General features: G+C 71.5%; 17 protein-coding genes. 13 read left to right on the top strand and 4 right to left on the bottom strand.

The window, feature by feature from the left end:
* Window positions 1–12 precede the first annotated feature (12 nt).
* Window positions 13–750, top strand: coding sequence for an SGNH/GDSL hydrolase family protein (locus tag Q7A36_RS08300; protein ID WP_305103211.1), 738 nt, complete (start codon window positions 13–15; stop codon window positions 748–750).
* 39 nt (window positions 751–789) lie between these two features.
* Here Q7A36_RS08300 and Q7A36_RS08295 read toward each other — a convergent pair whose 3' ends face one another.
* Entirely contained in the window at window positions 790–1116 is a 327-nt protein-coding gene (locus tag Q7A36_RS08295) for a DUF962 domain-containing protein (protein ID WP_305103210.1), read from the bottom strand.
* A 93-nt stretch (window positions 1117–1209) separates the two neighbouring features.
* Between Q7A36_RS08295 and Q7A36_RS08290 the strand changes: the two genes are divergently transcribed.
* Window positions 1210–2814, top strand: coding sequence for an MFS transporter (locus Q7A36_RS08290; protein WP_305103209.1), 1605 nt, complete (start codon window positions 1210–1212; stop codon window positions 2812–2814).
* A 37-nt stretch (window positions 2815–2851) separates the two neighbouring features.
* On the opposite strand, the gene Q7A36_RS08285 is transcribed toward Q7A36_RS08290, so the two are convergent.
* Complete coding sequence (locus Q7A36_RS08285) at window positions 2852–4219, bottom strand: calcium-binding protein (protein ID WP_305103208.1); 1368 nt, start codon at window positions 4217–4219, stop codon at window positions 2852–2854.
* A gap of 358 nt (window positions 4220–4577) precedes the next feature.
* Here Q7A36_RS08285 and dps point away from each other — a divergent pair, with 358 nt between their 5' ends.
* Entirely contained in the window at window positions 4578–5093 is a 516-nt protein-coding gene (dps, locus tag Q7A36_RS08280) for a DNA starvation/stationary phase protection protein Dps (RefSeq protein ID WP_305103207.1), read from the top strand.
* Window positions 5094–5135: 42 nt separating this feature from the next.
* On the opposite strand, the gene Q7A36_RS08275 is transcribed toward dps, so the two are convergent.
* The gene (locus Q7A36_RS08275) at window positions 5136–6422 is read right to left on the bottom strand and encodes a CAP domain-containing protein (protein ID WP_305103206.1); all 1287 of its coding nucleotides are present in this window, start codon (window positions 6420–6422) and stop codon (window positions 5136–5138) included.
* A 223-nt stretch (window positions 6423–6645) separates the two neighbouring features.
* Between Q7A36_RS08275 and parE the strand changes: the two genes are divergently transcribed.
* From parE to Q7A36_RS08255, 4 genes are all read left to right on the top strand, one after another.
* Window positions 6646–8643, top strand: a complete 1998-nt coding sequence (parE, locus tag Q7A36_RS08270; protein WP_305103205.1) for a DNA topoisomerase IV subunit B — start codon at window positions 6646–6648, stop codon at window positions 8641–8643.
* 107 nt (window positions 8644–8750) lie between these two features.
* On the top strand, window positions 8751–10166 hold the full coding sequence (locus Q7A36_RS08265) for a M20/M25/M40 family metallo-hydrolase (RefSeq protein ID WP_305103204.1): 1416 nt from the start codon (window positions 8751–8753) through the stop codon (window positions 10164–10166).
* 248 nt (window positions 10167–10414) lie between these two features.
* On the top strand, window positions 10415–10936 hold the full coding sequence (locus Q7A36_RS08260; protein ID WP_305103203.1) for a hypothetical protein: 522 nt from the start codon (window positions 10415–10417) through the stop codon (window positions 10934–10936).
* A 21-nt stretch (window positions 10937–10957) separates the two neighbouring features.
* Window positions 10958–11440 (top strand): hypothetical protein, encoded by a 483-nt coding sequence (locus Q7A36_RS08255; RefSeq protein WP_305103202.1) that lies wholly within the window; start codon window positions 10958–10960, stop codon window positions 11438–11440.
* Window positions 11441–11484: 44 nt separating this feature from the next.
* On the opposite strand, the gene prpB is transcribed toward Q7A36_RS08255, so the two are convergent.
* A complete protein-coding gene (gene prpB / locus Q7A36_RS08250) occupies window positions 11485–12408 on the bottom strand; it encodes a methylisocitrate lyase (protein ID WP_305103201.1) in 924 nt (307 codons plus the stop codon).
* A gap of 435 nt (window positions 12409–12843) precedes the next feature.
* On the opposite strand from prpB, the gene Q7A36_RS08245 reads away from it, so the two are divergent.
* From Q7A36_RS08245 to Q7A36_RS08220, 6 genes are all read left to right on the top strand, one after another.
* Window positions 12844–13728 (top strand): CoxG family protein, encoded by an 885-nt coding sequence (locus tag Q7A36_RS08245; RefSeq protein ID WP_305103200.1) that lies wholly within the window; start codon window positions 12844–12846, stop codon window positions 13726–13728.
* A gap of 65 nt (window positions 13729–13793) precedes the next feature.
* Complete coding sequence (locus tag Q7A36_RS08240) at window positions 13794–14699, top strand: AAA family ATPase (protein WP_305103199.1); 906 nt, start codon at window positions 13794–13796, stop codon at window positions 14697–14699.
* A 220-nt stretch (window positions 14700–14919) separates the two neighbouring features.
* Window positions 14920–16137, top strand: coding sequence for a vWA domain-containing protein (locus Q7A36_RS08235; protein WP_305103198.1), 1218 nt, complete (start codon window positions 14920–14922; stop codon window positions 16135–16137).
* Window positions 16134–16454, top strand: a complete 321-nt coding sequence (locus tag Q7A36_RS08230) for an XdhC family protein (protein WP_305103197.1) — start codon at window positions 16134–16136, stop codon at window positions 16452–16454. Before Q7A36_RS08235 ends, Q7A36_RS08230 begins: the two co-directional genes overlap by 4 nt.
* A complete protein-coding gene (locus tag Q7A36_RS08225) occupies window positions 16451–17167 on the top strand; it encodes an XdhC family protein (protein ID WP_305103196.1) in 717 nt (238 codons plus the stop codon). The genes Q7A36_RS08230 and Q7A36_RS08225 overlap by 4 nt, the downstream gene beginning before the upstream one ends.
* Window positions 17164–18813 carry a molybdopterin-binding/glycosyltransferase family 2 protein gene (locus tag Q7A36_RS08220; RefSeq protein WP_305103195.1) on the top strand — a complete coding sequence of 550 codons (1650 nt, stop codon included), beginning with the start codon at window positions 17164–17166 and terminating at the stop codon, window positions 18811–18813. The genes Q7A36_RS08225 and Q7A36_RS08220 overlap by 4 nt, the downstream gene beginning before the upstream one ends.
* The last annotated feature ends 19 nt before the right edge of the window (window positions 18814–18832 follow it).

The following is an 18832-nucleotide window of genomic DNA, read 5'->3' as shown; positions in this document are numbered from 1 at the left end:
CAGGCTGCCGGGATGCGCCGCCTCGCCACTCCCCTCGCCCTCCTCCTCGGCCTCCTGCTGCCCGCCGCCGCCGGGGCGCAGCCCTGCCCACCGGCGCCGACCCAGGCCGTCGGCCTGCCGGCGACCCGCGCGGCGCTCGCGCGCGGCGCCCCGCTGACCATCGTCGCCTTCGGCTCGTCATCCACCGAGGGGGCCGGCGCCAGCGATGCCGACCACGCCTATCCCGCCCAGCTCGAGGCGCGGCTGCATGCCGCCCTGCCCGGCGCGAAGCTGGCGGTGCTGAACCGCGGCAAGGGCGGGCAGGAGGTGCACGAGATGCTGGCGCGCCTCGAGGCCGATGTGCTGGCGGCGCACCCTGCCCTGGTGGTCTGGCAGGCCGGCGCCAATGCCGTGCTGCAGGGAATGCCGCCCGAGGAGTTCCGCACGGCGCTGGCCGGCGGCATCGCCCGGGTGCAGGCGGCGGGCGCCGACGTGCTGCTGATGGACAGCCAGCGCGCGCCCCGCATCCTCGCGGCGCCGGGCTTCGAGCGGCTGGACGGCACCATCCGCGACCTGGCCGACCACAGCGCGGCCGAGCTCTTCTCCCGCGCCGCGCTGATGCAGGCCTGGGCGGCAGCGGGAACGCCCTATGGGGAGATGATCTCGCCGGACGGGCTGCACCACAACGACCGCGGCTATGCCTGCGTGGCGGAGGCGCTGGCGCGCAGCATCCTCGCGGCCGCCGGCGCGCCGCAGGTGGCGCGTCGCTGAACCTGCCCGGCACCCGGGTGGACCCGCCGGCGGGTCCGCTTACAGCCCGTGCCGCCGCAACTCGGCGCCCAGCCGCCCGGTCGTGGCGAGCCAGGCCATGCGCAGGTCCCCGGCCAGCGACCAGGCGGGATAGGTGAAGGTGGCGGGCCGGTTGCGCTCGATCGCCATGTGCGAGATCCAGGCGCAGCCATAGCCGGCGACCGGCGCGAGCAGCGCCAGCCACCAGGGTCCGGCCAGGATAGCGGCGAGCACCAGCAGCAGGCCCGCCCAGGTGCCGGCGACATGCACCGCGCGGGTCGCGGGCTGCGCGTGTTCCCGCAGGTAGAAGGGCCAGAAGGCGGCGAAGCTCGTGAATCGCTCGGCCATGGCCTGCAGGTGGGCGAGCCCCGCGGCCCCGGCAAGAGGGAGTCGCAGGGGTTTCGCTTCCGCCCCCGCCGGCGCCACGCCATGGTGCCGGCCATGCCCTTCCCGACCCCGCGCGCCTTCCTGCCGCTGCGACACGCCACCTTCCGCACCCTCTGGCTGGCGACGCTCGCCAGCAACATCGGCGGCTGGATGCAGAACACCGGCGCCGGCTGGCTGATGACCAGCCTCGACCCGACGCCGATGATGGTCTCGCTGGTCCAGGCCGCCTCCATGCTGCCGGTCTTCCTGCTGGCGCTGCCGGCCGGCGCGCTGGCCGACATCATCGACCGGCGCATCTTCCTGATCACGGCCCAGGCCTGGATCCTGGCGATGGCGCTGATCCTGGCGGCACTGACCATGACGGATGCTATCGGGCCCTGGGGGCTGCTGGCGCTGACCTTCTGCATCGGCGCCGGCAGCGCCATGAACTTCCCGGCCTGGGCGGCGACCACCAACGAGCTGGTCCCGCGCGAGGACCTGGTCGGCGCCATCGCGCTGAACGGCATCGGCTTCAACCTGGCCCGCGCGCTCGGCCCGGCGCTCGGCGGCTTCGCCATCGCGGCGGCGGGGCCGGAGGCGGCCTTCATCCTGAACGCCGTCGCCTTCCTGGTGCTGATCGTGGCGCTGCTCGCCTGGCGCCGCCCGCGGGAGGCGCGCAGCCGCATGCCGCAGGAGCACCTGGTCTCCGCCATGCGGGCCGGGCTGCGCTTCGTCTCCCACAGCCCGGCGATGCGCGCCGCCATCCTCCGCGCCTGCACCTTCTTCCTCTTCAGCGCCGCGGTCTGGGGCCTGCTGCCCCTGCTGGTGCGGGAGCGGCTGGGGCTGGGGCCGGAGGCCTTCGGCCTGATGCTCGGCGTCATGGGCGGCTCGGCGGTCGCGGCCGGCTTCGCCCTGCCGGCGCTGCGGGCGCGCCTCGATCGCAGCGAGACGGTGTTCTGGGCTTCCCTGCTCATCTGCGTCGCCATGGGCATCCTGGCGGTCTCGACCCACTGGGCGCCGGCGGCGCTGGGGATGCTGCTCTATGGCGCCGCCTGGATCACGGCGGGCAGCACCCTCTCGGCCTCCGCCCAGCTCGCGGCGCCGGCCTGGGTGCGGGCGCGGGCGATCGCCATCTACCAGCTCAGCTTCTTCGGGGTCATGGCCTTCGGCTCGGCGCTGGCCGGCTGGGTCGGCGGGCGCTTCGGCGTGCCGGTCGCGCTCGGCGCCGCGGCAGCGGGCGGGGCGGTGGCGGCGGTGCTGGTGCGGGCCTGGCGGATCGACGCCGTGGCGGGCGCGCCGCCGGCCGCTGCGGAGACCGTCGCGCCGACGCCGGAAGCCCCGGCGCAGGAGTTGCAGGCGCTGCTCGGCGAGCACTCCGGCCGGGTGCTGGAAGTGGTGCGCTACTGCATCGACCCGGCGGAGCGCGAGGCCTTCCTCAAGGCCATGCAGGAGGTGCGGCGGGTCCGGCTGCGCTCCGGCGCCGTCTCCTGGCGGCTCTACGAGGACGTCGCGCATCCCGAGCGCTGGGTGGAGCTCTGGGCGGTCGAGAGCTGGACGGAGCACCTGCGGGAGGAGGCGCGGCGGACCGACTGGGACCGCGCGGCCCTGGCCCGCGCCGCGGGCTTCCACCGCATGGAGGCGCCGCCCGAGGCGGCGCGGTTCCTGAACGTGGTGCCGTGAGGCTCGGGATGGGCGATGGCATAGCCCTCGCAAAGGCTCAGCCGAGCGGCCGGCCCTCATACACCCCGTATTGCAGGTATTGTTGCAGCGGGTTGACCCCGGCGGCGGCGACATCCGGATTGGCGGCGAGGTAGGCGCTGGTGTGGAAGGCCGGCGAGGGATCGAGCCCGGCCTTCCAGCCATACTGGTCGTAATGCAGCAGCGGATCGATGCCGGCCGCCGCCACCACCGGGTTCTGCGCGAGGTAGTACTTGGTGTCGAACAGGTAGTTGGGGTTGGCACCGGCCCGCCAGCCATATTGCGACCAGTGCTGGAAGGCGTCCAACCCGGCCTGGCCGACCGCGGGATTGCTCAGGAGATAGTATTCCGCATCGAAGCCCTGGGCGATGCTGAAGCCGACCGCCGGATGCGCCGCCCGACCCTCGGCCTGGCCGTAGAACAGGTAGTGCTGCAGCGGATTGAGCCCGGCCTTCGCCACGTCCGGGTTCTGCAGCAGATAGAGCGTGGTGTCGAAGGCGGCGGAGGGGTCGCGGCCCTCCCTGAAGCCGTAGGTCAGGTAGTGGTTGTAGCCGTCCAGCCCCGCCTGTTTGATCTCCAGATAGGCCGAGTAGTAGCCGCTATAGTCGAACAGGCCAGGCCGCTGCACCACGGCGCCGCTCGACAGGTCCCAGGCCGCACCGGTCGCCTGGAAATAGATGGTTTCGACCTTCTGCGCATTCGCGAAGTAGTTGTCGAAGATCAAGGCGTTCTGGCCGTTGGCGGTCTGCACCACCAGGTCATTGCTGAAGTTCGGGCGGGTGGCGGAGAAAAAGGCGTCGGTCCAGTCCGCGCCGACCACCACCGTGTCGCGGCCCGAGGTGTCGCGAATGGTGTCGCGACCAAAGGCGCCCGAGACATAATAGACGTCGTTGCCGTCGCCGCCGAGGAGAGTGTCATTGCCGCCGAGGCCGATGAGCAGATCGTCACCCGGCGTCGCATTCACCGTCTCGGCCGCCGCGGTCCCGGTGAAGCCGACCGCGCGGAAAGCCGAACCATCCGCGAGGTTCCAGAGCGTGCCGGTGGCCGTGAAGAGCACCGTCTCGACCAGTCCGCGCTGGAAGCTGCTTGCATTGAAGTAGTTGTCGAGCGTCACCGTATTGTCGCCGCCGACCTGCTGTATGACCAGGTCGCTGCTGAAGTTGGGATGCACGAGGCGGAAGTCGGCGGGGCGGTAATCCGCGCCGAACTGGATCTGATCGGTACCGGAAGTGTCGTCGATGGTGTCCCGGCCGAAGGCGCCGGAGAAGACGTAGACGTCGTTGCCATCCCCGCCGCGCAGGGCGTCGTTGCCGCCGAGGCCGGTGAGGACATCGTCCTGCGCGGTACCGTTCAGGGTCTCGCTGGCGCTGGTTCCGTTGACGATCACGTCCGGTGGCCTCCAATATTTCAAGAAAATGACAAATTTTTATCTGTCGTCCACATGACAATCGAGCAGGAAGACGGCGGCACGCAACGACAATGCTGAACCGCGATATGTGTCACACTCAAACGTGAAACTCGCCTGTTTCGATTTGAATGCGTATTTCTTTGGGGGTGCAGGGTGGCCGGGGATCGCCGCCTTCAGGCGTCCCGCAGGCTGTGTTACCCGCCCTGAGCGCACGCGGTTGTCATGCCGCCGAAGCCGGGCTGGTGCGCTGCCGCATGGCAGTCATCGCCGCCACGGGGGGCTGACCCGGCCGCGCGGCATCCTACATCCACAGTGCAACGATCGAACGGAGAGAGAGATGGCGAAGGCCGAAACCACCCACGAGACGCGCAACGACGTCAAGACCAATGCCAAGCAGGTCTCGATCGGCGTGCTGCAGGGTTGCCTGGTCGACTCGATCGACCTCTACAACGGCACGCGGCAGGCGCACTGGAACGTCAAGGGCACGCATTTCGGCGCGCTGCACGTGCTGTTCGAGCAGTTCTACAACGCGCTGCAGACCAGCTCCGACGACCTCGCGGAGCGCATCGTCCAGCTCGGCGGCACCGCCTGCGGCACGACGCAGATCCTCGCCAAGGGCACCCGCCTGACGCCCTACCCGACCGACCTCTATGACGGCATGGACCATGTCCAGGCCCTGGCCGACCGCTACGCCCAGGTCGCCAAGACCCTGCGCGAGGGCATCGACCAGACCGACGAGGCCGGCGATGCCGACACCGCCGACCTGCTGACCGAGCAGTCCCGGGCGATCGACAAGATGCTCTGGATGCTCGAAGCGCATCTGCAGGGCAGCAAGTCCCGCGACCGCACCTGAGCCGGGCCGGGCGACGGGGCTGCCGCCCCGCCGCCCGGGCCCTCAGGCAATCAGGATGTCGGCCTTCAGCGCCGAGGCCGTCTGGCCGTTCAGCGTGACCAGCGTCACCCAGGCATCGCCGCCGCCATCCGCATCCATCTGCACGCGCACGCCGCCCGTGGTCTGCACGAAGCGCAGGTAGCCGCCGTCCAGCAGCGCCTGCCCGGCATGCGGCCCCGCCGGGAACAGCCCCGCGACGTCCAGCCGGTCCCCTTCCGCCACCGAGAAGTCGGTGATGGCATCGCCGCGGTCGCCGGCCACGAGGTAGACGAAGCTGTCCGCCCCGGTGCCGCCCGCGATGCTGTCGGCGCCGGCGCCGCCGGTGATGCGATCATTGCCCGGGCCGCCGAACAGCTTGTCGGCGCCGTCGCCACCCTCCAGCGTGTCGTCGCCGCCCTGGCCGAGCAGCCGGTCGTCGCCCTCCAGCCCCTGCAGCACCTCGCCGGCCGCGCCGCCCGAGAGGGTATCGGCGCCCGAGGTGCCGGTGATGGTCGAGGCCGTCGCGACCAAGCCGAGCGCGAGGTCGAGCTTCACGTTCTCCGTGCCCAGCACGGCCGTGCGCGTCACCGGCGTGGCGAGGCTGCCGCCCGAGAAGGTCACGCTGTAGGTGCCGGCGGCAAGCTGCTGCTGCCAGCCGCCGGCATCCCAGGTGGCGAGGTGCCAGGCCTGCCCGGCGGAGGAGCGGATATCGACCGAGACGCCGCCCAGCCCCTCCCCCACGTCATAGGCATGGTCCCCGTCGCGGTCCGCGTAGGCGACGCCGAGCAGGAAGGGCTGGCTGCCGGAGCGGGCGAAGTCCTGCGTCACGGTCAGGGCGCTGCTGCCCTGGTACTCGCCGCTCGCGGTGCCGATGCCGATCTCGCGGAAGCTCCCGGCCTCAATGTTCTCGCGGTGGCCGGCGCTGCGGAAGAGCTGGCTCTCGAAGGCGTCGATGACCCCGGCGGTGAAGGCATTGGCGCCGCTGCCCCACTGGATCGCGATGTTCTCGCCCCAGCTCCAGCTTCCGGCGAAGACGTAGCCAGCCGCCGCCATGCGGTCGCCGGGCGAGCTGCCATTGGCGCCGGTATGGGAGAAGGTGTCGGTCGCCAGCATCCAGGCGCTGTGCGCATCCGCCGCGTCGCCGAGCAGCGGGTTGAAGGCGAGCGGCTGCTTCGGCGCGGTGGAGATGGTGCCGGCGGCCAGGCCGTCGTTCAGCCCGATGCCCTGCCGCGCGGCCTCCGCCGCCGGGTCGGCGCGGGCGCGGTTGACCAGTTCCAGGAAATACTGCTCGAAGGCGGTCGGCTGGGCCATCGGATCCGGTTCCCTTCCCGAGGCTGGGTAGCCCGCAGCCTTGGCACGAACGGCACACAGAATACAATCTCTGCGTTAGATTTTCTCAGACTTGCATCCTGAGGTTGTGGTAGCCGGCCGCTCCGCTCACCGCTGCCGTGACGGCGACGCAGGGACCGACTCGCCGCGCGCATTGTATGAGGGCGCCACGGAGGCTATTTTGGCGGCATCAGGGGAACAAGACATGAACGACCTGTTCGGCGGCCGGCGCCCCACAAGGCAGTCCCTTGGGGCGGGCGCGGCGGACGCCGCCTCCTACTCCGCCAAGGACATCGAGGTCCTCGAGGGCCTGGAGCCCGTCCGGCGCCGCCCCGGCATGTATATCGGCGGCACCGACGAGAATGCCCTGCACCATCTGGCGGCCGAGATCATCGACAACGCCATGGACGAGGCGGTGGCGGGCCATGCCGACCGCATCGAGGTGACGCTCGAGCCCGGCAATTGGCTGACGGTGCGCGACAACGGCCGTGGCATCCCGACCGACCCGCATCCGAAATTCCCGAAGCTCTCGGCGCTGGAGGTGATCCTCACCACCCTGCATTCCGGCGGCAAGTTCTCCGGCAAGGCCTACGACACCTCCGGCGGCCTGCACGGCGTCGGCAGTTCCGTGGTGAACGCCCTGTCCGAGCGGCTGGAGGTGGAGGTGGCGCGCGACCGCACGCTCTTCACCCAGGCCTATGCCCGCGGCAAGCCGCTGGGCAAGCTGAAGAATGCCGGCGCCATCCACAACCGCCGCGGCACCAGCATCCGCTTCCGGCCGGACCCGGAGATCTTCGGCAAGCTGGAGTTCCAGGCGGCGCGGCTCTACCGGCTCTGCCGCTCCAAGGCCTATCTCTACCGCGGCGTCGAGATCCGCTGGTCCTGCGACGCGTCCCTGGCGAAGGACGAGCAGACGCCGGCCGCGGCCGTGCTGCATTTCCCGGGCGGCCTCGCCGACTACCTCGCCTCCGCCATCGAGGGCCGCAGCCAGGTCGTCCCCACCCCCTATGTGGGCGAGGCGGAGTTCCCCGAGGGCGCCGGCCGCTGCGAATGGGCCGTGACCTGGCTTGAGCAGGGCGACGGCTTCCTCTCCACCTACGCCAATACCATCCCGACGCCGCAGGGCGGCACGCATGAGGCCGGGCTGCGCGGCGCGCTGGTCAAGGGGCTGCGCGCCTATGGCGACCTCAAGAAGGAGAAGCGCGCCGCCACCGTCACCGCCGAGGACCTGCTCGGCGGCATGGCCGGCATGCTCTCGGTCTTCGTACGGGACCCGCAATTCCAGGGCCAGACCAAGGAGAAGCTGACCAGCCCGGAGGCGACGCGGCTGGTCGAGTCGGCGCTGCGCGACCATTTCGACCACTGGCTCGCCGCCGACCCGCGCACCGCCGACAACCTGCTGGCCTGGGCGATCGAGCGCGCCGAGGAGCGCATCCGCCGCCGCGAGCAGAAGGAGACGCCGCGCAAGACCGCGACGCGGAAGCTCCGCCTGCCCGGCAAGCTCGCGGACTGCTCGCGCGAGAGCGCCGAGGGCACCGAGCTGTTCCTGGTGGAGGGCGACAGCGCAGGCGGCAGCGCCAAGCAGGCGCGCGACCGCGAGACCCAGGCGGTCCTGCCACTGCGCGGCAAGATCCTGAACGTCGCCAGCGCCAGCGCCGACAAGCTGCGGCAGAACCAGGAGCTGAAGGACCTGATCGAGGCGCTGGGCTGCGGCGCCGGCGAGCGCTTCGACATGGCGAAGCTCCGCTACGGCCGCGTCGTCATCATGACCGATGCCGATGTGGACGGCGCGCATATCGCGGCGCTGCTGATGACCTTCTTCTACAAGGAACTGCCGGAGTTGGTCCGGCAGGGCCGCGTGCACCTCGCCCAGCCGCCGCTCTACCGCCTGCAGGCCGGCGGCAAGTCGGTCTATGCCATGGACGACCGCGACCGGGAGCGCCTGCAGAAGCGCGAGTTCAAGCCGAGCCAGAAGGTCGAGGTCAGCCGCTTCAAGGGCCTCGGCGAGATGCCGCCGGCGACCCTGAAGGAGACCACCATGGACCCGAAGCGGCGCACCTTGCTGCGCGTGGTCCTGCCGCCGGAGGAGCGGGCCCGGACCTCCGAGCTGATGGAGGCGCTGATGGGCCGCAAGCCGGAGCTGCGCTTCAGGTTCATCCAGGAGAATGCGGCGAAGCTGGATGTCGAGGAGGTCGACGTCTGACCGCCGGGCGCCCGCGCCCGGCCTTGCCCGGCCGTCCTGGCCGCGCCCGGTTGCCCGCGTCCCCGGTCTGACCCAATCTGCCCGCCTTCGGCGAAGGGGCGGGATGCATGAGCGAGCGCGTGGCGGACTACCTGGCGGGGCAGAAGGACGCGATCCTCGATCGGCTGCTGACGCTGATCCGCTTCCCCTCGGTCAGCACCGACCCTGGCTTCGCCGAGGGTATGCGCGGCGCCCGCGACTTCCTGTTGGATCGCCTGCGCGGCATGGGCCTGACCGAGGTGCGCCTGCTGGAGCCGCCGGCCGAGATCAAGGGCGGCCAACCCGCGATCTACGGCGCCTGGACCGGCGCGGGCCCGGACAAGCCCACCATCATGATCTACGGCCATTACGACGTGCAGCCGGCCGATCCCTACGAGCTCTGGACCACCCTGCCCTTCGAGCCGGCGATCCGCGACGGCAGGATCCATGCCCGCGGCGCGAGCGACGTGAAGGGCTCGACCACCATCGCCGTCGAGACCGTCGCCGGCTTCCTCGCGGTCGAGGGCGGTTGCCCCGTCAACGTGAAGCTCTTCCTCGAGGGGGAGGAGGAGATCGGCTCGCCCTCGCTCCCTGCCCTCATCGCCGCGCATCGCGACCTGCTGCGGGCGGATGCCATGCTCTCCGCCGATGGCGGCGGCGCGGCCGGGCCGCGGCCGCAGCTCAATATCGGCTGCCGCGGCATCGCCGCGCTGCAGTTCAGCCTGCGCACGGCGCGGAAGGACGCGCATTCCGGCAAGGTCGGCGGCGCCATGCGCAATGCCCTGCACGAGATGGCGCGGCTCATCGCCACGCTGCATGACGAGCAGGGCCGCGTCGCGGTCGAGGGCTTCGAGGCCGGCGCGCCGCCGCTCTCCAACGCGCAGCGCGCCGAGGCGGCCTCGCTGCCGCTCGACGAGGCCGCCTGGTATGCCGAGTTCGGTGCCGCCCCCTTCGGCGACCCGGCCTATACGGTGCGGGAGCGCACGACGCTGCGCCCAACCGTCGAGGTGAACGGGATGTGGGGCGGCTATACCGGCGAGGGCGGCAAGACCGTCACCCCGGCCGAAGCTCATGCCAAGCTCACCATGCGCCTGATCCCCGGCCAGGACCCGGCGGCGGCGCAGGACGCGGTGAAGGCGCATCTGGAGCGGCACGCGCCGAAGGGCGTCGCGCTGGAGTTCAGCTACCGCCCCGGCGGCACGCGCGCCTTCACCCTTGCCGCCGACCACCCCTTACGCGCCGCGGCGGCCGCGGTGCTGCGGCGGGAGAAGGGCGGCGAGCCGGCGGTCACGCGCCTCGGCGGCACGGTGCCGATCACCACCCTCTTCCAGGAGGAGCTCGGCATCAGCAGCCTGATGTTCGGCCTCGCCAGCCCGGACGAGGATGCGCATGCGCCGGATGAGTTCTTCCGGCTGTCCTCGCTGGAGGAAGGGCTCCGGCTCTGGCCGATGATCCTGACGGAGCTCGGCCGCATGCGCGCGGCGGAGTTCCGGCGCGAGGGCTGACGGCCGCCGACACTTCCTTCTGGCTGCCGTCGTAGAGGGGCTGCTGCGGGGGCAGACCACCAATAATCCTTGCCGGCCCGGACCCCGCCCGGATAGGCTCGCCTCCCGAGCGACGGCGGGCCGTGGCGTGGCGTGGGACATGGTCCCCTCCCCACCGCCTGCACGCTGTTGCAGGACCACCGGAAGCTAGCCTCGAAGGCGTGCTGGTGCGACCCCTGCGCCCGCATGTCCGATCTTGCGATGAAAACATGATCGAGCCTGTATCAATGTCATCGCAGTCGCCGCAGCGTGGCAGGATCCGTCGCTTCGCCCTGGCCACCACGATCATCACCGCCCTTGCGCTCGGCGCATCCAGGGCCGGAGCCCAGCAGGATGCGACCCGGTTCCGCTTCGAGGCGTCGCGGGATGCCGTGCTGATGGGCGAGGACATCGTCCGTGGCGACCGACCGGCTCGCCTGGCGACAGTCAGCGAGGAGGGGCAGTTCGAGATCCTGGTGCGCAAGAACGCTGCGCCGGTGCTCGCGCCTCACTGCCGCAGCACTTTTTTGGTCCTGCGCATGCCTGCCTCCATCGGGGAGGACGAGGCCACCCGCGCGGCCATCGCCCGCAAGCGCAGGGTCTACGACGGGTTCCTCGAAGCATATCGCGCGGGCCAGCCGCTGGAACTCGACGTGTTCGCGGGCCCCTACGGCCGACGGCTGCCGGACGGACAGGTCGAGCTGACGGACTGCAACCTGTTCTTCGTCGAACCGGCCGCCTCCGGCCGCTGAGGTGCCCCAGGGAAGCCCGACATGGATGCCACCGTCTTCCGTGACACGATCGTCAAACCGGCATTGCTGAAGCTCAACCGGTGGTCCGACGCGGCGGAGAAGCTCATCATGGGCACCGCTGCGCAGGAGAGCGGACTGAAATTCACCCGCCAGATCGGTGGCGGGCCGGCGCTCGGCTACTTTCAGATGGAGCCCGCGACGCATGACGACTGTTGGACCAACTTCATCAACTTCCGCGCCTCGCTGAAGTCGAAGCTGCTCTCCATACGCCAGGCGCAGGGCATGCCGAGCGCCGCCGAGCTGGAGACCGATCATGTCTACGCGGCGGCCATGGCGCGAGTCCGATACATGCGCGCGCCGGAATCGCTGCCGGCGGACGGCAAAGGTCTCGCACGCTACTGGAAGCAACACTACAATACGCCGTTGGGCGCCGGCACGATTTCCGAGTTCATCGCCAGTTGGAACCGGCTACTGGCGCCGAAGCCCTACGATCGGATCGCATAAGCGCGCTTATGCGATCGGGCCGGAGGCGGCGATCGCCATGCGCCTCAGCTCCGCTGCGGCATCCCGGTCGGGATCACGGTCTTCACCAGCGTCGCGTCCAGCGCCTCGTACTCGTGGTAGCCGATGGTGGCGTAGAGCTCGGCCCGGGTCTGCATCCGGTCCACCATCTTGTGCGTGCCGCCATTCTGCCGGATCGAGGCATAGAGCTCCTCGATCGCCTTCGATGCCACGCGCAGGTGGGAGACCGGCCAGATCACCATGGAATAGCCCATCTCCTGGAACTCGGCCGCGGTGAAGAAGGGCGTGCGGCCGAACTCGGTCATGTTGGCCAGCAGCTTCACCCCCGGCATCCGCCTGGCGAATTCCACGAACATCTCGCGGGTCGTCAGCGCCTCGGGGAAGATCGCATCCGCCCCGGCCTCGAGGTAGAGCTTCGCCCGCGCCACCGCGCCGTCCATGCCCTCGCTCGCCGCGGCATCGGTGCGGGCGATGATATAGAGGTGCTTGCGGGCCTTGGCGGCGGCGGCGCACTTGGCCGCCATGTCATGCGCATCGGCCAGCTTCTTGTCGTTGAGGTGGCCGCACTTCTTGGGCAGCAACTGGTCCTCGAGATGCACCGCGCCCGCCCCGGCCTCCTCGAAGGCGCGGACCATGTGCATGACGTTCAGCGCCTCGCCATAGCCGGTGTCGCCATCCACGAGCATCGGCAGGCCGGCGGCGCGGCTGACCTGGCGGATCCAGAAGCAGACCTCGTCCACCGTGATCATGCCGAGGTCCGGCAGGCCCATGGTCGCGGTCATCGCAGCGCCGGAGAGGTAGAGCGCCTCGAACCCCGCCTTCTTGGCCAGCAGCGCGGCCATGCCGAAATGCGCGCCCGGCATCTGCAGGATCTCGGGGCGGTCGAGCAGGCGGCGGAAGCGGAGGCCGGCCGGCTCGTCCGGGACATCGGCACCGATCACATAGGGCATGGCGTCTCTCTCGGGCTTCGGAGGGTTCGGGGCGGGAGAGAGCGCCCGGGCCGGTGATCTGTCAATTTCGAAGCCGCGGCGGCCACGATAGGAAAAGCGTATCGCCGGCGCCTTCGGCCGAAGCCATGGACCGGGCCCCCTAGCGTCCTGCCGCCTCCCCATCCGGCGCCCGCAGGCAGGTCCGCCCCGCCCTGTCATCGCACATCGCGGTGTGCCGCCGGCCGCAACGGGAACGGCTGGCGGCCGCAACCGCTGTCCTGCCTGGATGCCGGACCCGTCACGCCCCGGCGGGCCAGTCGCCGCCGCACCGGACGGAACCGGGGCGAGGTTTCCTCCCTTCGTAGGCATCCAAAAGCACACATCCAGGCGGACCCTCCGGGGGTTTCCCTTCCCCTCCCCCGCCACTAAGGTCCGACGCGAATTCGGGAGCAGACCATGGAAATGACCGGCGAACGGCGCATTCCAGCGCCGCGGCAGAAAGTCTGGGAAGCACTGAACGACCCGGAGGCGCTGCGCGCCTCGATCCCCGGCTGCGAGTCCGTCGAGCGCACCGCCGACGACCAGTTCCAGGCCCGCGTCGCCGTGAAGCTCGGCCCCATGTCCGCCAAGTTCGGCGGCAAGGTGAAGCTCGAGAACATCAACCCGCCGCAGAGCTACACCATCACCGGCGAGGGCAATGGCGGCGCCATGGGCTTCGCCAAGGGCGGCGCCGACGTCGCGCTCGAGGAGCTCGGCCCCTCCGACACCCTGCTGAAGTACCAGGTCAAGGCCCAGGTCGGCGGCAAGATGGCGCAGCTCGGCGCGCGGCTGATCGACAGCACCGCCAAACAGATGTCGGACCAGTTCTTCAACCGCTTCGCCGCGCTGCTGACGCCCGAGCCCGCCATGGCGGATGCGACGACCGCGCATCCCGAAGCCGCCACGGCCCCGCCGCCCTCCGGCGCCAAGTTCCCGACCGAGGACCGCGGCGCCCCCGAGGACGCGGCGAATATCCGCGCCGGCGCCGCGATGGCGAGCCCGGCCAACCGCGCCGCCACCGACCAGCGCGTCGCCGCGGCGGCGCAGGGCGGCGCGGCCGCCGGCACCGATACCGAGTACCTGCGGGACCTGAACGCGCCCGGCCCGCTCACCCAGCACGGCGCCGAGGGCCCGAGCGCCGGCGGCGGCAAGCCGGTCTACCGCCCGAACCCGCGCGCGGTGGACGAGGAGGCCATCCGCCCGCTGCGCCTGATGATGCAGATCGAGCCCTTCGGCCTGCCGCTGCAGTTCTGGGCCGGCTGCGTCCTCATGCTCGGCATCCTGGCGCTGATGTTCCTGTGAGCGCGTCCGATCGGCTGAGCGGCAGCGAAGCCGTCAATCGGCCGCCCCAGGATCACCCCGCCCGCGTGCCCGACCTGCCCGCGAGCGTCGAGGAGACGCAGAAGCTGCTGGCCCGCGGCGGCTATGTCGCGGACAAGGCGCTGGCGACGACCGTCCACCTCGCGCTGCGCATGGGCCGGCCGCTCTTCCTCGAGGGCGAGCCCGGCACCGGCAAGACCGAGATCGCCAAGGTCCTGGCCAAGGAGCTGCCGCGCCGCCTGGTGCGGCTGCAATGCTATGACGGCCTCGACCTCTCGGCCGCGGCCTACGAGTGGAACCATGCGCGCCAGCTCATGGCCATCCGCCTGGCCGAGGCCACCGGCGAGGCGCAGGACCGGGCGGCGCTCGAGCGCGGCATCTATGCCCGCGAATTCCTGCAGGAGCGGCCGCTGCTCAAGGCCCTCAGCCCCGAGGGCGGCCCGGCCGTCCTGCTGATCGACGAACTCGACCGCGCCGACGAGCCCTTCGAGGCCTTCCTGCTGGAGATCCTGGCCGACTTCCAGCTCTCGGTCCCGGAGCTCGGCACCATCCGGGCCGAGGTGCCGCCCGTGGTGATCATCACCTCCAACCGCACGCGGGAGGTGCACGACGCCATCCGGCGCCGCTGCCTCTATCACTGGGTGGACTACCCGGACGCGGCGCGCGAGCGCGCAATCCTCAGGATCCGCGCGCCGGAGGTGAAGGAGCGGCTCTCCGCCCAGGTCGTCGCCTTCGTCCAGAAGCTGCGCGGCGGCGACTACTTCAAGCTGCCCGGCGTCGCCGAGACCATCGACTGGGCCGCGGCGCTGGCCGCCCTCGATGCCGAGGAGCTGGAACCCGCCGCGGTGGACGAGACCCTCGGCGTGCTCCTCAAGTACCAGGACGACATCGCCAAGCTCCGCGGCGCGGAGGCGGCCCGGCTGGTCGCCGAGGCGAAGCAGGCGGCGGCGTGAGGGCATCGCGGCCCCGGCATCCCGCAGGGGGACGCCGTCCCCCTGCACCCCCTGCCAAAGGCCTAAGGGCCCTTGGAACCCATGAGTCATCGCCATGGGGAGGCCCCCCGCCGGGGGGCCTCCCCATGGCGATAGACCCCAGGCGGGGTCCGGGGGCCGCCCGGGCCCCCGGCGGGGGCGTGCAGAGGGGGCCGCGCCCCCTCTGCAGAGGTGCCCGGCCATGAGCGAATTCGCCGCCATGGACGCCCTCACCCGCCCCTCCCGCGGGGCGCTGGCGGACAACCTGCTCGCCTTCGCGCGGATCCTGCGGCGCACGGGCATGCGCGTCGGCACCGCCGATGTGCTGGCCGCCGCCGAGGCCATCGGGCTGGTGGACATCGCCGACCGGCGGCAGGTGCATGCCGCGCTGCGTGGCGTCATGGTCCGTCGGCACGAGGATTTCGACGTCTTCGACCAGGCCTTCCTGCTCTTCTGGCGCGACCCGGAGGCGGGGCGGAACGCCGCCGCCATGGCGATGCTGGAGGGCTTCAAGCAGGAGCGGAAGGCGCCGCCCAGCACCCGCCGCGTGGCCGAGGCGATGACGCCGCCGAAGCAGCCGCCGCGGGAGCCGCCGCCGACCGAGGAGAAGCCGCCCGTCGAGGTGGCGATGACGGTCAGCGAGCGCGAGCGCCTCCAGAGCATGGATTTCGAGGCCATGTCGGCCGCCGAGATCGCCGAGGCGAAGAAGGAGATCCGCAAGCTCGTCCTGCCGCTGGACGCGCGGCCGACCCGGCGCTTCCGCCCGGACCCCCAGGGGCCGGTGGTGGATCTCCGCGCCACCATCCGCGCCAGCCTGCACGAGGGCGGGGAGATCCTGACCCTCGCCCGCCGGCGGAAGGTCACGCGCCCGCCGCCGCTGGTCGCGCTCTGCGACATCTCCGGCAGCATGGCGCGGTATGCCCAGATCCTGCTGCACTTCCTGCATGCCGTGACCAACGATCGCGACCGGGTGCACAGCTTCCTCTTCGGCACGCGTCTGACCAACGTCACCCGGCAGCTCAAGCACAAGGACGCCGAGGTCGCCTTCGAGCTGGTCTCGCACATCGTGCCGGACTGGTCGGGCGGGACACGGATCGGCGAGTCGCTCGAGCTCTTCAACCGCCAATGGGCCAAGCGCGTGCTCGGTCAGGGCGCGGTGGTGCTGCTGATCACCGACGGGCTGGACCGGGAGGGCGCGAAGGGCCTGGCGGATGCCACCGACCGGCTCCGCCGCTCCTGCCGCCGGCTCATCTGGCTGAACCCCCTGTTGCGCTACGAGGGCTTCCAGCCCAGATCCCAGGGGATCCGGGCGATGCTGCCGCATGTGGACGAGTTCCGTCCCGTGCATAATCTGCAGTCCCTGCGGTCGCTGGTGGAGACGCTGAGCGGCCCGCAGCCCGGGAGGAGGATGGCAGCGTGAGCGATTCCGAAGACGTGCTGGCGACCGCCGCCGGCTGGCGGGCGGCCGGCGAGACGGTCGCGCTGGCGACCGTCGTGGAGACCTGGGGCAGCAGCCCGCGGCCGGCGGGCTCGCGGCTCGCGGTCAGCGCCTCCGGCAAGCTGGCCGGCAGCGTCTCGGGCGGCTGCATCGAGGGCGCGGTGGCGGATGCGGCGAAGCAGACCATGCAGACCGGCACGCCGCAGCTTCTCGACTTCGGCATCTCGGACGAGCGGGCCTGGGAAGTGGGGCTCGCCTGCGGCGGCAAGCTGAAGGTCTTCGTGGAGAAGCTCTCGTGACGCCGGAGGTGCTCGCGGCGCTCCAGGCGGCGCAGGCCGCCAAGCGCCCGGTCGCGCTGCTGACGCGCCTGACCGATGGCCACCAGTGCCTCTGGCCCGAGACCGCGGTGCCCGGAGCGCTGGCCGAGGCCGCGCAGCGGGCGCTGCGGGACGACGCGGCCGGCAATGTCACGCTGGATGGCGAGGCCTGGTTCATCCACCCGCACAACCCGCCGCTGCGCATGATCGTGGTCGGCGCCGTGCACATCGCACAGGCGCTGGTGCCGATGGCGCAGACCCTCGGCTTCGCGGTGACGGTGGTCGACCCCCGCCGCGCCTGGGCGACCGCCGACCGCTTCCCCGGCATCACCCTGATCCATGAATGGACCGATGACGCCATGGTGGCGCTGGCACCGGACGCGCGCACGGCCGTCTTGACGCTGACCCACGACCCGAAGCTCGACGACCCCGCGCTCGACGTCGCGCTGAAGTCGGAGGCCTTCTACATCGGCGCGCTCGGCAGCCGCCGGACCCATGCCAAGCGCGTCGCGCGGCTGACCGAGGCGGGTCACGGCGAGGCCGCCATCGCGCGCATCCACGCGCCGGTCGGCGTCAACATCGAGGCCGTGACCGCGCCCGAGATCGCGCTGTCCATCCTCGCCGAGGTGGTAGCGGCACGGCGGGGCGCAGCCCTCGCCACCCGCGCCACCCCTGCCCAGGCCGCCGCGGCATGATCTTCGGCCCGACCCCGCTGGACGACGCGCGCGGCGCGGTCCTCGCCCATACCATCCGGCTGCAGGGCCGGGTGCTGAAGAAGGGCACCGTGCTGGACCAGGCGGCGATCGGGGCGCTGCAGCAGGGCGGGCATGGCAGCGTCATCGCCGCGCGGCTCGAGCCCGGCGACGTGCCGGAGAACGAGGCCTCCGACCGCCTGGCCAATGCGCTGATGGGGCCGCTCCTCTCGCGCTCGCGCGCCTCGACCGGGCGGGTGAACCTCTTTGCCGAGAGCGCCGGGCTGCTGGTGGTCAACCCCAAGGTGGTGAACCGGCTGAACGCGCTCGACGAATCGCTGACCGTCGCCACCCTCGCCTCGCATGTGCCCGTGTCGGCGAAGGAGATGGTGGCGACCATCAAGGTCATCCCCTTCGCCGTGCCCGGCCCGGTGCTGCAGGTGGCCGAGGCCATGGCGCGGCAGGGGCCCGCCGCCCTCTCGCTGCACCCCTTCCGGCCGCTCAAGGTCGGGCTGGTCCTGACGGAACTGCCGGGGGTGAAGGAGAGCGTGATGGAGGGCGCGGTCGAGGCGACGCGCGACCGCATCGAGGCGCTCTGCGGCACGCTGCTGCCGCCGGAGCGCACGCGGCACGAGACCGCGCCGATCGCCGATGCCCTGAACCGCCTGCGCCGGCAGGGCGCGCAGGTGCTGCTGGTCGCCGGCGCCTCCGCCGTGGTGGACCGGCGCGACGTGGGCCCGGCGGCGATCGTGCGCGCCGGCGGGTCGATCGACCATTTCGGCATGCCGGTGGATCCGGGCAACCTGATCTGCCTCGGCCATATCGACGACATCCCGTCGCTGGTCCTGCCGGGCTGCGCCAAGTCGCCCAAGCTGAACGGCATCGACTGGGTGCTGCAGCGGCTCTTCGCCGGCCTCGCCGTGACGCCGGAGGACATCATGGGCATGGGCGTCGGCGGCCTGCTCAAGGAGATCGAGGTGCGGCCCCTGCCGCGGGCCGAGGCGGCCAATACGCCGGCGCCGACCCTCGCCCCGCGCCGTGCCCGGCAGGTGGCGGCGCTGGTGCTGGCCGCCGGCCGCAGCCGGCGCATGGCGCCGCTCAACAAGCTGCTGGTCCCGGACGAGCAGGGCGTGCCGATGGTGGCGCGGGTGGTGGACAACGTCCTCGGCAGCCGCGCCCGGCCGGTGGTGGTCGTCACGGGCTACGAGCGGGAGCGGGTGGAGCAGGCGCTCACCGGCCGCGGCGTGATCTTCGCGCATGCCGAGGACTATGCCGAGGGGTTGTCGGCCAGCCTCCGGGCCGGCCTCGCCGCGCTGCCCGCGGAGGTGGAGGGCGTGGTAATCTGCCTCGGCGACATGCCGCTGGTCGCCGGCCCGATGATCGACCGGCTGCTGGCCGCCTTCGACCCGGAGGAAGGCCGCGCCATCGTCATGCCGACCTTCCGCGGCAAGCAGGGCAACCCGATGCTCTGGGCCCGGGAATTCCTGCCGGAGATGATGACCATCTCCGGCGATGTCGGGGCGCGGCACCTGGCGGGCAAGCATGCCGACCGGGTGGCGGAAGTCGAGATGGCCGACGACGCCGTGCTGCGCGACTTCGACACGACGGAGGCGCTGAAGAAAGCGCCGGGCTTCGCCGGGGTGCGCTGAGCGATCCTCTCGGGGATCG

The sequence above is a fragment of the Paracraurococcus lichenis genome, assembly GCF_030657435.1.
Lineage (GTDB): Bacteria > Pseudomonadota > Alphaproteobacteria > Acetobacterales > Acetobacteraceae > Paracraurococcus > Paracraurococcus lichenis.
Note: the sequence above shows the minus strand (reverse complement) of the source record. Positions and strands in the feature narration are given on the sequence as shown.

What these genes read in the sequence shown, in the direction of transcription:
- Q7A36_RS08265 (WP_305103204.1), top strand. Translation starts at nt 8,751, where the DNA reads ATGAGCGAGCGCGTGGCGGACTACCTGGCGGGGCAGAAGGACGCGATC.
- Q7A36_RS08300 (WP_305103211.1), top strand. Translation starts at nt 13, where the DNA reads ATGCGCCGCCTCGCCACTCCCCTCGCCCTCCTCCTCGGCCTCCTGCTG.
- Q7A36_RS08235 (WP_305103198.1), top strand. Translation starts at nt 14,920, where the DNA reads ATGAGCGAATTCGCCGCCATGGACGCCCTCACCCGCCCCTCCCGCGGG.
- Q7A36_RS08295 (WP_305103210.1), bottom strand. Translation starts at nt 1,116, where the DNA reads ATGGCCGAGCGATTCACGAGCTTCGCCGCCTTCTGGCCCTTCTACCTG.
- parE (WP_305103205.1), top strand. Translation starts at nt 6,646, where the DNA reads ATGAACGACCTGTTCGGCGGCCGGCGCCCCACAAGGCAGTCCCTTGGG.
- Q7A36_RS08290 (WP_305103209.1), top strand. Translation starts at nt 1,210, where the DNA reads ATGCCCTTCCCGACCCCGCGCGCCTTCCTGCCGCTGCGACACGCCACC.
- Q7A36_RS08220 (WP_305103195.1), top strand. Translation starts at nt 17,164, where the DNA reads ATGATCTTCGGCCCGACCCCGCTGGACGACGCGCGCGGCGCGGTCCTC.
- Q7A36_RS08245 (WP_305103200.1), top strand. Translation starts at nt 12,844, where the DNA reads ATGGAAATGACCGGCGAACGGCGCATTCCAGCGCCGCGGCAGAAAGTC.
- prpB (WP_305103201.1), bottom strand. Translation starts at nt 12,408, where the DNA reads ATGCCCTATGTGATCGGTGCCGATGTCCCGGACGAGCCGGCCGGCCTC.
- Q7A36_RS08275 (WP_305103206.1), bottom strand. Translation starts at nt 6,422, where the DNA reads ATGGCCCAGCCGACCGCCTTCGAGCAGTATTTCCTGGAACTGGTCAAC.
- Q7A36_RS08260 (WP_305103203.1), top strand. Translation starts at nt 10,415, where the DNA reads ATGATCGAGCCTGTATCAATGTCATCGCAGTCGCCGCAGCGTGGCAGG.
- dps (WP_305103207.1), top strand. Translation starts at nt 4,578, where the DNA reads ATGGCGAAGGCCGAAACCACCCACGAGACGCGCAACGACGTCAAGACC.
- Q7A36_RS08255 (WP_305103202.1), top strand. Translation starts at nt 10,958, where the DNA reads ATGGATGCCACCGTCTTCCGTGACACGATCGTCAAACCGGCATTGCTG.